At 67.2% G+C, this 12297-nt stretch carries 10 protein-coding genes; 3 read left to right on the forward strand and 7 right to left on the reverse strand.

From position 1 onward, the window contains the following. Positions 1–36: 36 nt before the first annotated feature. From AB4Z10_RS22220 to AB4Z10_RS22230, 3 genes are read left to right on the forward strand one after another with little or no spacing between them, the layout of a single operon-like run. Positions 37–969: an ABC transporter permease gene (locus AB4Z10_RS22220; protein ID WP_441472567.1), complete on the forward strand. Its 933-nt coding sequence runs from the start codon at positions 37–39 to the stop codon at positions 967–969. Next, entirely contained in the window at positions 966–1811 is an 846-nt protein-coding gene (locus AB4Z10_RS22225) for an ABC transporter permease (protein ID WP_441472568.1), read from the forward strand. The genes AB4Z10_RS22220 and AB4Z10_RS22225 overlap by 4 nt, the downstream gene beginning before the upstream one ends. Before the next feature lie 45 nt (positions 1812–1856). Continuing rightward, complete coding sequence (locus AB4Z10_RS22230) at positions 1857–3338, forward strand: M81 family metallopeptidase (protein ID WP_441472569.1); 1482 nt, start codon at positions 1857–1859, stop codon at positions 3336–3338. Between the two features lie 136 nt (positions 3339–3474). Here the strand turns inward: AB4Z10_RS22230 and AB4Z10_RS22235 are convergent, their stop codons facing one another. The 7 genes from AB4Z10_RS22235 to ntrB form a co-directional block, all read right to left on the reverse strand. Next, positions 3475–4854 carry a patatin-like phospholipase family protein gene (locus AB4Z10_RS22235; RefSeq protein ID WP_441472570.1) on the reverse strand — a complete coding sequence of 460 codons (1380 nt, stop codon included), beginning with the start codon at positions 4852–4854 and terminating at the stop codon, positions 3475–3477. Positions 4855–4966: 112 nt separating this feature from the next. Continuing rightward, complete coding sequence (locus AB4Z10_RS22240; protein ID WP_441472571.1) at positions 4967–6331, reverse strand: sensor histidine kinase; 1365 nt, start codon at positions 6329–6331, stop codon at positions 4967–4969. Continuing rightward, positions 6328–7002 (reverse strand): response regulator transcription factor, encoded by a 675-nt coding sequence (locus AB4Z10_RS22245; protein WP_441472572.1) that lies wholly within the window; start codon positions 7000–7002, stop codon positions 6328–6330. Before AB4Z10_RS22245 ends, AB4Z10_RS22240 begins: the two co-directional genes overlap by 4 nt. A 186-nt stretch (positions 7003–7188) precedes the next feature. Then, positions 7189–8733, reverse strand: coding sequence for a sulfite reductase subunit alpha (locus AB4Z10_RS22250; RefSeq protein ID WP_441472676.1), 1545 nt, complete (start codon positions 8731–8733; stop codon positions 7189–7191). Further along, positions 8688–10421: a NirA family protein gene (locus AB4Z10_RS22255; RefSeq protein ID WP_441472573.1), complete on the reverse strand. Its 1734-nt coding sequence runs from the start codon at positions 10419–10421 to the stop codon at positions 8688–8690. Before AB4Z10_RS22255 ends, AB4Z10_RS22250 begins: the two co-directional genes overlap by 46 nt. A 138-nt stretch (positions 10422–10559) precedes the next feature. Next, positions 10560–11351, reverse strand: a complete 792-nt coding sequence (locus AB4Z10_RS22260; RefSeq protein ID WP_441472574.1) for an ABC transporter ATP-binding protein — start codon at positions 11349–11351, stop codon at positions 10560–10562. A gap of 10 nt (positions 11352–11361) precedes the next feature. Beyond that, positions 11362–12270 carry a nitrate ABC transporter permease gene (ntrB, locus tag AB4Z10_RS22265; RefSeq protein WP_441472575.1) on the reverse strand — a complete coding sequence of 303 codons (909 nt, stop codon included), beginning with the start codon at positions 12268–12270 and terminating at the stop codon, positions 11362–11364. Positions 12271–12297: the final 27 nt, after the last annotated feature.

Here is a 12297-nt window from a genome sequence, read left to right on the forward strand (position 1 = left end):
GATGCTCTAGGCCACGGCCGCACACGGGAGAGACCCTTGCTGCGCTTCGCGATCCGGCGGCTCGCCATGCTGGTGCCGGTGTTCCTCGCCGTCTCGCTGGTGATCTTCATGATCATCCATCTCGTGCCGGGCGACCCGCTGGAGCATCTGATCCAGGTCGGCTCGTCGCCCGAGCAGCGGGCTCAGATGATCGCCCGCTACGGCCTCGACCAGCCGCTGCTCGTCCAGTACGGGCGCTGGCTCGCCAAGGTCGTGACAGGCGATCTCGGCGACGCCATCGTGATGCGCCAGCCGGTTTCGCAGCTGATCGCGGAGAACATGCCGCACAGCCTCGCGCTCGGCGGCACGGCGCTCCTCTTCTCGACGACCGTCGGGATCGTGGCCGGCGTGCTCGCCGCCTCCTTCCGCGACAGCCTGTTCGACCGGGCGGTTATGGGCTTCATCCTGCTGGGCTCGACGCTGCCGAGCTTCTGGCTGGCGCTGCTGATGATCCTGATGTTCGCCGTGCAGTTCGAATGGTTCCCGGTTTCGGGCGCCCGGAGCTGGGATGCGCTGGTGCTGCCGGCGCTGACCATCGGTATCGGGGGCACGGCGCTGATCGCCCGCGTCACCCGCGCCGCCATGGTCGAGATCTCCGGCCGGGACTTCGTGCGCGTGCTCCAGGCAAAGGGGCTGCCGTTCTGGCGCATCCAGCTCCGGCATGTGCTCCAGCAGGCGATGCTGCCGGTGATGACCATTCTCGGCCTGCGCATCGGCTGGATCCTCGGCGGTGCCGTCACGGTTGAATACGTCTTCGCCCGGCCGGGTCTCGGCTCGCTGCTGATCACGGCGCTCGGGCAGCGCGATTATCCGCTGGTGCAGGGCTGCCTGCTGATGCTCGCCATTGCGGTGATGCTCGGCACGCTGCTCGGCGATCTCGCCCAGGCGGCGCTCGATCCGCGTCTGCGCGAAGCGATGGGTGCAAGATGAGCCGTTCGTCCCTCGTGTCCCGGCTTGCGCGCTCGCCGCGCGGCGCCCTCTGCGCCCTGTTCCTGATCGCGCTCGTGCTCTGCGCCATCTTCGCACCCTGGATCGCGCCCTACGACTATGCGGCGCAGAAGCTCTCCATGGCGAACACGCCGCCCTCGGCCGCGCATTGGCTCGGCACCGACGAGTTCGGGCGCGACCTGCTCTCGCGCATCATCCAGGGCGCGCGCACCTCGCTCAGCGTCAGCGTGCTGTCCATCGCGCTTTCGGTGATCGCGGGGGCGACGCTCGGCGCTGCCGCCGGCTATTTCGGCGGCATGTTCGACCGGGCCGTCACCGTCGTCGTCGACCTGACCTGGTCATTCCCGGAGATCCTGCTGGCGCTGATCCTGATCGCCATCTTGGGCCCCGGCCTGCATTCAACTGCGATCGCGATCGCCATCGCCTATCTCGCGCAGTTCACCCGGCTGACACGGGCGCAGGTCATGGCGCTGAGGGGGGAGCTCTTCGTCGATGCCGCGGTGACGGCCGGCGCGAGCCCCGCCCGCGTTCTCTTCCTGCACCTGCTGCCCAACGCGATGACGCCGGTCATCGTCGCCGGGATGCTGGCGACGGGCGATGCGATCGTGCTCGAAGCGACGCTCGGGTTCTTCGGGCTGGGGGCCCAGCCGCCGATCCCGAGCTGGGGTGCGATGATGAGCTCCGGCACCGCCCAGATCTTCATCGCGCCCTGGATCATCATCTTTCCCGGCCTCGTCATCGCCACGACCGTGATCGCCATCAACCTGTTCGGCGACGCGCTGATCGAGGCGCTCGATATCCGCCGGCCGCTGCGCGACGGCTGACGCTCCGCCATTCAAGCGAAACATAAAGAGACCGCGAGGAACGCCATGACCTTCACCGTGCTGACCGCCGAGTTCTCGCATGAGAGCAATACCTTCAGCCGCTGCCCGGCCGACCGTGCCGCCTTTCAGGACCGCGGTATCCGCAATGGAGAGGCGGCCATCGCCGAACGTGGCGAGGCCAACACGCCTATCGCGGGCTTCCTCGATATCGGCCGGCCGGCCGGATGGCGTGTCATCCACGCGATCAGCGCCGCCGCCCAGCCATCGGGGCCGGTGACGCGAGACGCCTACGATCACATCGCCGGTGTCATCGTCGATACGGCCAAGGCCCATGGCGGGGCGATCGATGGCGTACTGCTCGGCCTGCACGGGGCGATGGTGACGGAGTTCTGCGAGGACGGCGAAGGCGAGCTGCTGGAGAGCCTGCGCGCCGTGCTGGGCCCGAAGGTGCCGATCGGCATCACGCTCGATCCTCACGCCAACGTCACCCGCAAGATGACCGAGCTGGCTGACATCGTCGTTTCCTACAAGACCTACCCGCATGTCGATGTCCGCGAGACCGGGCGGCTGGCGGCCGGCATCATGCAGCGCACGATGGCCGGGGAGATCAGGCCGGTGACGCTGCGCGCCGAGCGGCCGATGCTGGAAGAGGTCAATGGCGGACGCACCGATATCGGCCCGATGGTCGAGCGCATCGCCAAGGCCAAGGCCTATGAGCAGGAGGCCGATGTCTTCGCGGTCAGCGTCAACGGCGGCTTCGGAAATGCCGATATCCAGGAGGTAGGCCCGACCGTCCTCGTCACCTGCCAGGGCGATCACGAGTGCCACCGTGCCTTCGCCGAAGCGCTCGTCGACGACATGTGGCAGCGCCGCTTCGACAAGGTCACGCCGTTCCTCTCGGTGGAGGAAGCGGTGGCGGAGGCGGCCGGCTATGTCGCGACCTCCGGCCCCCTCATCATCGCGGACTATGCCGACAATCCCGGGGGCGGAGGCTATGGCGATGCGACCGAGCTGCTGAAGGGCATGATCGCCGCCGATCTGAAGGATGCCTGCTTTGGACCGATCGTCGACCCTGAGGCTGCGGCCGAGCTGCACCGGTCCAAGCCGGGCTCGACGGTCTCCGTCCGGCTCGGCGGCAAGGTCGACCCTGAGATCGGCGGGGGGCCGCTTGCGCTCACCGGCACGCTCGTCAGCGTCAGCGACGGTGCCTATGTCGGAGACGGCCCGATGATGGGCGGCTTGCATGCGAGCTGGGGGCCGTGCGCCGTGCTGCGTGTCGGTAATATCGAGATCCTCGTCACCACGATCCGCGCCCAGATGAACGACCTCCAGCAGTTCCGTGCCTTCGGCATCGATCCCGCCGCCAAGCGGGTGGTGGCGCTGAAGTCGATGCAGCATTTCCGTGCCGCCTTCGAGCCGATTGCAGGCAAGGTCATCGTCTGCGACAGCGGCGCGCTCTGCACACCCGATCTCACCAAGCTGCCCTATCGCCGCGTGCGGCGCCCGATCTTCCCGCTCGACGCATAGTCGGCGCCTGCGTCGGGAGCCGTCGTTCCGCTGTCGATCCGAGTGGGCCATGCGTTCTGCGCGAGCAGCGGCCCGTCTCAAGCTGTAGGGACACCGGCAGCTTGGCACTCGATTTGGATGAGTTCCGCGATCTGGATCACCGCGCGGCGATGATCCGACCGTTCCGGAGGCCGGCGACGAGAAGGCGGTGGCCGAGGCCGGAGAGGAAATCGACCTCGTCGGCCTTGAGCGAGAGCTTGTAGCGGAGCTCGAGAATGCGGGCTCTCGTCTCGGGCGCGCGTATGTCTGCCAAGGACAGCCTCACGAACTTGATCTCGAGCTTGTCGCAATCCCGCGTTTGCATGACATCGCAGCGCCAGCGGACCAGGCGTTTCCGCCAGCGCCTGGTCTCCTCCTCCAGCCCGTCGAGACTGGCCCGGCTTGAATTGTCGATCATCGCATCGATCGAGGCCGTGATGGTGTCCAGCGCTCCCGGGCCGTCCGTCGATGTCGACATGTCGCCGCCGACGCGCAGCGAGGCGTCGGCTACGATCACGACGATGCGCCTCACCTCCCGCGCTGTCGCCTCCGGGAGTGGCGCCGGCGCCGGTCCGCGCATCGACCTCATGAGGTTTTGGGTGGCCAGATTGTCGACGAGTCCACCATCGAGCAGCTTCAGGTAGCGCAGGTCGGTAGCCGTCGCGTAACGAGCCTGCGTTTCCCGAAGATGGGACACGACCGTGGAGCTCGCAGCCGGCGCCACAGGGACGCCTGGAACGAGCGGACAGGCTGCGTTGAAGTTTTCCAGGACAACCGGCGCAAACAAGACCGGCACGGCTGCCGAGGCTGCGACGGCATGGGATAGGGGAAAGGTGGCGTAGTCGCTGCAGATCGTGCGGAAACTCTCGCGATCGAAGGAGAAGGGCGCACGATTATAGAGGTCCGTCGCGTGCAGCAGGAGGCGCGGCCCTCCCATGCGCTCGAGGTCGCCGAAGGTTGCGCCATGATAGAGATGAGCATCGAGCCAGGCGCCGAGGCCGGTGAGGTCATTGACGCCGCCGCGATAGCCGCGCAGCAGATTGTCCGGCGTGAAGGCGGTCCGCAGCGACGCTTCGGGATCCTGATCGAGGTAATCGCGCCTGAAGGCCGRTATACCCGACGGGCCATGTAAGGCGACATAGGCCGCCAGCATGCCACCGCCTGAAACGCCGGCGACCACCGCAATATCGTCCGCGAGCGTCCGGCCCGTTTCCTCGGGGGCCCGTTGATCGGCAAGCGCCGACAGAACGCCGTATCCGAAGGCGGCAGAACGAGCCCCTCCGCCTGACAGAGCCAGCAGGACTGCAGTGGTCCCTGAACGCGCGGGCGATGAGCGTGGGCCCGCCGACGCCGCGATCTCCGTCAAGGGCAGGTTCGAGGGAGGATTTGAGGGGCTGGCGCAAGCTGCCATGCCGACGGACAGTGCCGCCATTCCCAGAACCTTCAGTGCCTTCTTCCAGCAGCCGGCAGTCGGCTGGCTTGTCGGCTTGAGAACCATGCGGGCGCTATCTCCACCGCCCGCCGTCTTCTCTTGTTGGGACGCGCAGGCCGCGGGAGATGTCGCTTCGGTCGATTATCTCAGCATTATGCCCGCCATGAACCCGAGGCGTTCAGCTCGGCATCGGCAAGCTCAGGCGAAAGCAGGCTCCGTGCGCTCGATCCAGAATTGCGATTGCGCCGCCGTGCAGCCGGACAATTTCCCGCACGAGATGAAGCCCCAGGCCGGCCCCCCGATCCTGGTGGACGATGCGGGAGAAGGGCTCGAACACCCGCTCGCGCTGTTCGGCCGCGATCCCGGGGCCTTCATCGATCACATCGACGATTCGCTCGCTTCCGACCGAGATGGTGATCGTGCCGCGCCGGCCGCCATGCTGAATGGCGTTCTGCACCAAATTGACGAGCGCCCGCTCGAGCCCCGCAGCGTCTCCGATGACGTCAACCTGCTCGGCCTCGGTATCGAAGGCGAGCGCGTAGCCGGCGTTGATGGCGAGCGGCGCAAGATCGCTGGCGACGCGCCGGCCGATCGCGACGAGGTCCAGCCTGACGAAGGCGTTGGGAGCGCGTTCCAACCGCTGCAGGTCGAGCAACTGCTCGGCCATCACGGCGAGCCGGGCGATATCCTCAAGCAGCCGGCCGCGCTGGGCCGAGCCCGGCAACGTCTCCAGCCGTGTCTGCAGGATCGCGATCGGCGTCCGCAGCTCGTGAGCAGCGTCGGCGAGGAAGCGTTTTCGCCGGGAATGCCCCTCGTCCAGCCGTCGCAGGGCACGATTGACCGCATCGACGAGCGGCGTGACTTCAGTCGGCGTCAGCACCGTCGGCAGGCGAGTGCCTTGGCGGTCGATGTCGATCCGCTCCGCCTCCGCAGCAACGGTTCCAAGCCCGTTCAGTGCCCGACTGACCACCATGGGCGTTGCGATCAGGGTCGCCAGGGCCATGACGACTAGCGTGGGCAACACGAAGCTCGCGAAGACGACGAGAATACTCTGGATCAGCCAGCGGAGCGGCGCCTCGCCTCCTGGACCGGTCACGACCTGGATGTCGCCCGCTGCGCTCCCGACCCAGCGCATCTGAGCGTTCGCGCGCGGCGGGTCCCCCAGGTTCCAACCCAGGCGGGCATTGCCGATGTCATCCAGCGCATCGCCGATGTGCGCGAAATGAGACGGCGGAGATCCCTCGACGAGCTGGCGCCCCTGCCGGTCTCGCACGATGTACCAGAGGTCGGGCACCTCGGCGCGCAGCTTGATCAGTTCCGGTGTCTCGCGGATCGCCAGGCTGCCAGTGGCGTCGCGCAACACTGCGTCCTTCAGTGCGTCGATCGTAATGTCTTCGGATTCGAAGTTGAGGAGATGGCCGCCGAGATAGAGCGCGGCGATGATCGACAGGACCAGCAGGGAGAGCAGCGCAGCTTGCAGCGCGAGCAGCCGGCGCACCAGCCGCCACTTCAGCGAATGGGCACGCGGTGCCTGGAAGGTCATGCCGCCTGCTTCAGCAGATAGCCGATACCCCTGATTCCGTGAATTTCGAGCTCCGCCCCGGCATGGCTCAGCCTCCGGCGCAGGCGAGAGACATGCATGTCGAGCGCGTTCGACTGGATTTCGTCGTCGAAGCCGTAGACTGCTTCTTCCAATGTCGTGCGCTGGACGGCGCGGCCATGACGGCGCAGCAGGCTCTCCAGCACCAGCAGCTCTCGCCGCGGCAGATCGAGGACCTGCCCATCCACGCTTGCGCTGCGATTGCGCCAGTCGAATTCGAAACGGCCGATGCGCAGGAGGTCCGGCGCCAGCTCCGCCGATCGGCGCAGCACGGCGCGCAGCCGCGCGAGGAGCTCATCGATCACGAAAGGCTTGGCAAGGTAGTCGTCGGCGCCCGTATCGAGCCCCTCGACCCGCTCTTCGATGTCGCCACGGGCGGTCAGCACGATGACGGGAACGAGCAGCTTCCGGGCGCGTATGCGGGGAAGCAGATCGAGCCCGTCACCATCCGGCAGATTGCGATCGAGCAGCACCGCGCCATGAACGCCGGCCGCGATCGCTTCCTCGCCTTCGGCCAGCGTGGTGACATGGTCGACGACCATGTCGCGTTGCCCGAGCGCCGTGCGCAATGCGCTGGCCATCTCCGGTTCGTCTTCGACCAGAAGAATGCGCATGCCGGGTACTCAGTGGCCGCGCATGAGCGAGGTACCCACGTTCGGCCCGCGGGCGGTGGAAGGCGCTGACGGCTGCAGCATGACGGGGGCTTTGGGCGGGGTTGGGCTTTGGCCGATATCGCCCCCCATGCTTGCCGCAACATTGCCGGGCAAGGTGTCTCCGGACCGCTTGCGAACCGGCGATCCCTAGTAGACGTCGGCCTGGTAGCGCCCCGCCTTCCGCAAAGAGGCGACATAGGAGATGGCTTCCTCGCTGGAACGAGCGCCATGTTCGGCGACGACATCGACCAGAGCGCGCTCGACATCCTTGGCCATCCGCTTGGCATCGCCGCAGACGTAGAAATGTGCGCCTTGTTCGAGCCAGGCCCAGAGCTCGCTGCCGCGCTCGCGCATGCGGTCCTGCACATAGACTTTCTCGCCATCGCGGGACCAGGCCAGCGTCAGATTGGTGAGGAAGCCCGAATCCTTCATCGCCTGCAGCTCGTCTTCGTAGAAGAAATCGCAAGCGCGGCGCTGGTGGCCGAAGAACAGCCAGTTCCGGCCCGGCGCCTTCGTCGCCAGCCGGTCGTGCAGGAAGGCGCGGAAGGGTGCGACGCCCGTGCCCGGGCCGCACATGATCACTGGCGTTGCCGGATCGGCCGGCAGGCCGAAGCCATGGGCGCGCTGGACATAGACCGGCACCTTGTCGCCGGGCTGGACCCGTTCGCCGAGGAAGGTCGAGGCGACGCCCCAGCGCGGCCGGGTGCCGACCTTGTAACGGACAGTATCGACGGTCAGCGTGATGCGGCCGGGCGTGGCGTTGTGCGACGAGGAGATCGAGTAGAGCCGCGGTTGGAGCGGATCGAGCGCCTCGACGAAGGCCTCGGCCGAGAGCCGCGCCTGCGAGAACTTGTGCAGCGTTCCGAGTACGTCGAGCCGGTCGAGGTCTCCATCGGGGTCTTCACCGGCGGCAAGGCGTCTGGCCTTGGCGCGGGCTTCGCCCCCCGTGACGTAGGAGATGAGCTGAAACAATGCGTCAGGCGCCGGGCCGAGCGCGCAATCGGCCACGAGCTTGTCCCGCAGGGACTTGCCGCCGATCTCTGCATCCGGTCGCGCGCCCAGCAGCGCGATCACGGCATCGACGAGGCGCGGGTCGTTCTGTGCGACGATGCCGAAGGCGTCGCCGACGACATAGTCGAGGCCGGATTCGGAGAGGTCGAATTCGACGTGCCAGGTCTCCTTTTCGGAGCCCTGGCCATTGAGCTTGCGGCGCGAGAGAAAGGTCGCGAGCGCGGGGTTCTCACGGCAGCGCCCCTTTGGCCCCGGTTCCGCAGCCGGAGCGGTCTCGGTGGGAGTGCCCGCGGCGGAAGCGCCGGGCTCCTCCATCAGGGTCTTGATCTGGCGCAGCGTCTCCTTGCCGCCGGGCGCGCAGAGATTGAGCCGCCCCTCCGCTCGTGAGGCGATGGCGGCGGAATAGGTTTCGCAGACATAGCCGCATTGCCCGCAATCCTGCTGCGCCATGGCGGCGTAGAGCCGGCGGGGCAGGGGCTTGCCTTCGGCCAGCTGCATGCGCTCGGCCATCTCCAGCGACGGATCGTGCCAGGGCGCCCCGTCCTCGGCCTCGGCCATGACGGCGGCGTTCTCGGCCGGCGAGAGTGCGGTTACGCCGGCATTGTCGAGCGAGAGCAGCCCGGCGAAGAAGCCGTTCAGCCAGGAGCGCTGCTCCTGGCTGAACCGCGATGCGTCTGCCAGCTGCGCAGGATCGCCTCGACCAGGGCCGGTGCGTCCTCCGCCTTCACATTGGTCCGGAATTCGCGGCCGATGCCGCCTTCGACGCCGAAGCCGCCGCCGACAAAGACGTGGTAGCCGGGAACGGTGTCGCCATCGTCATTGATCGGGACCTTGGCGCCGATCAGCCCGAGATCGCCGATATAGTGCTGGGCGCAGGAGTTGTGACAGCCGGTCAGGTGGATGTTGACCGGTGTGTCGAGCGTGATGCGCGGCTCGCAATGGGCGGCGATGGCAAGCGCGTCCTCCTTGGTATGGGCGCCGGCGAATTTGCAGCCGGTCGCGCCGGTGCAGGCGATCAGCCCCGCGCGCAGGATCGAGGTCTCGGCGGAGAGGCCGACGGCCTGCAGATTGGCCAGCACGTCCTCGATCTTCGCGTCGGGCACGCCGGAGATCAGCAGGTTCTGCCAGACGGTGAGGCGGATATCGCCGTCGCCGCAGCTCTGGGCGATCGAGGCGATGACGCGCATCTGCTGGGCCGTGAGCTTGCCGACCGGCAGCGCCACGCCGATCCAGTTCAGGCCGGGCTGTGCTTGGCCGTGGACGCCGATATGGGCGAGCCGGTCATAGACCGGGCGCGGCTTGACGAAGGCGTTGTCGAGCCGGATCAGCCCGCGGCCGAGCTTCTCCTCGACGGCGGCGAGGAACTTGTCGAAACCCCAGGCGTCGAGCACGTATTTGAGCCGCGACCTGTTGCGGTCGGTGCGGTCCCCGTTGGCGATGAAGACGCGCACGATCGCATCGGCGACCGCAATCGCGTCGGACGGGGTGACGATCACGCCGGTGTCGCGGGCAAGGTCCCTATGGCCGGTGATGCCGCCGAGTGCGAGGCGATACCAGATCCCGGGCTCAACCGGCTGCCCCTCGAAGGTGGCGCCTTCCGCGACCTCGATAGCCTGGAAGCCGATGTCGTTGGTGTCCTCGAGCGTCGCGACGGAGCCGGCGCCGTCGAAGGCGACGTTGAACTTGCGCGGTAGCCCGTAGAGCGAGCGGTCGTTCAGGATGTGATGATGCCAGGCGCGGGCATGCGGGCGGGTGTCGATGAGTTCGAGCGGATCGATACCGGCGGTCGCCGATCCCGTGACGTTGCGGATGTTGTCGGCGCCCGAGCCCTTCGCGGTGAGGCCGAGATCGGCGAGGCCTTCGAGCAGAAGGGGCGCATGCTCGGCGGCGATCTCGCGTATCTGGAGATTGGCCCGGGTGGTGACGTGGCTGTAGCCGCCGCCGAAGCTCTCGGCGATGTCGGCGACACCCGCGAACTGCCAGGCCCTGAGGATGCCGTTTGGAATGCGCAGCCGGCACATATAGCTGTTCTGCGCGGGCGCCACGTAGAACAGGCCGTGATAGCGCCAGCGGAAATTGTCCTCCGGCTTGGGATAGATGCCGGCCTGGGCCTGTTCCTTGAAGCGGGCATAGGCGTCGAAGGGGTGCTCGGCGGCTTTCCACTTCTCCTGATCGACGAGCTTGCCGCCGGCGGCAACCGTCCGCGCCTGCGCCTCGGCATGCTCCTTGTCGGGCCCGGACGGTGCGGCCTTGGCCGCGCCCGGCGCACCGCCGAGCGGACCAAGGCCGCGCGCGGTGCGAGCCGACTGCATGCCGCTCACGAAGCCTTCGAGGTAGCGCTTCTGATCAGGGGTGAAATCGTCGCTCATGATACTTTTCTTCCTCAGCCTCATCCTGAGGAGCGCCGCAGGCGCGTCTCGAAGGATGCTCCAGCGCCCTCTGGACCATCCTTCGAGACGGTCGCTTGCACGGCCTCCTCAGGATGAGGGCTAGGGGCGGTGTTCGGGTCACGCCGCCTCGACGAAGCGATGGCGCTCGTAGAGGAACTTCAGCACCGCCTCGCGCGCGGCGATGTAGGTGCGGTCGGAGACCAGTTCGAGCCGCTTGCGCGGGCGCGCGAAGCACACGTCCAGCACCTCGCCGATGCGGGCAGAGGGGCCGTTGGTCAGCATCACGATCCGGTCGGAGAGCAGCACGGCCTCGTCGACGTCGTGGGTGATCATGATCATGGTGTTGCCGAGCGCGGCGTGGATCTGCATCACCGAGTCCTGCAGATGCGCGCGGGTCAACGCGTCGAGCGCGCCGAACGGTTCGTCGAGCAGCAGGATCTTCGGCTCCATCGCGAGGCCGCGGGCGATGCCGACCCGCTGCTTCATGCCGCCGGAGATCTCGCCGGGGCGCTTGTCCCTGGCATGGGCTATCTGGACGAGGTCGAGATTGTGCATGATCCAGCCATGCCGCTCGGCCTTGCTCTTTCTGCCGCCGAAGATCTTGTTCACGGCGAGCGCGACGTTGTCGTAGACGGTGAGCCAGGGCAGCAGCGAGTGGTTCTGGAAGACCACGGCGCGGTCCGGGCCGGGCGCGTTGACCTCCCTGCCTTCCAACAGGATGCCGCCGGTCGTCGCAGGCGTCAGCCCTGCGATGATGTTGAGCAGGGTCGACTTGCCGCAGCCGGAATGACCGATGATCGAGACGAACTCGCCCTTGTCGATGACGAGGCTGACGTCCTTGAGCACTTCCGTGGTGGCGGCGCCGCGCTGGAAGCGTTTGTCGACGTGGTCGATCTTCAGATAGCTCATCGTTCCGCCCTCAGTTGGTCGCGGTGCCGCGGGTGACGACATGGCCGACGAAAGCGACGAGGCGGTCGAGCAGGAAGCCGACCACGCCGATATAGACCAGCGCCACGATGATGTCGGAGAGGCGCGAGGAGTTCCACGCATCCCAGATGAAGAAGCCGATGCCGACGCCGCCGGTCAGCATCTCCGCCGCGACGATGGCGAGCCAGGACAGGCCGACGCCGATCCTCAGGCCCGTGAAGATGTAGGGCGCGGCCGAGGGCACCATGATCTTGTAGAAGAACTCGATCTGGTTCAGCCGCAGCACCTTGGCGACGTTGCGGTAGTCCTGCGGGATGTTGCGGATGCCGACGGCCGTGTTGATGATGACCGGCCAGATCGCCGTGATGAAGATCACGAAGATCGCCGAGGGCTGGCTGTCTCGGAAGGCGGCGAGCGACAGCGGCAGCCAGGCGAGCGGCGGCACCGTGCGCAGCACCTGGAAGACCGGGTCTAGCCCGCGCATCGCCCAGATGGATTGGCCGACGAGCGCACCGAGCAGCACGCCGACGACGGCTGCCAGGCTGAAGCCGATGGCGACGCGCTGCAGCGAGACGAGGATGCGCCAGCCCAGCCCGATATCCTGCGAGCCCGTCCAGTAGAACGGCTCGACGATCAGGTCCTTCGCCTCGTCCCAGATCCTGGTCGGTGGCGGCAAGGAGGATTGAGGTCCGGAAGCCGCGATCTGCCAGAACAGCAGGATCAGCGCGACCGTGATCAGCGGCGGCAGCAGGTTGATGAGGACGCTTTTCGCGATGGGAGCGAGCTTTCCCACGAAGGGCTTCGCACGCCCGGCCGGCAAGGGCAGGACTGCGGACGGCTTGCCCGAGAGCGGGACGACCGTCGCGCCCGCGATCGTGCCTTTCAAGACAGGCTGACCCATGTTCCAGTCTCTCCTCTGACCGAGCTC

The organism is Allobosea sp. RAF48, assembly GCF_052114025.1.
In the GTDB taxonomy this organism is placed as follows: domain Bacteria; phylum Pseudomonadota; class Alphaproteobacteria; order Rhizobiales; family Beijerinckiaceae; genus Allobosea.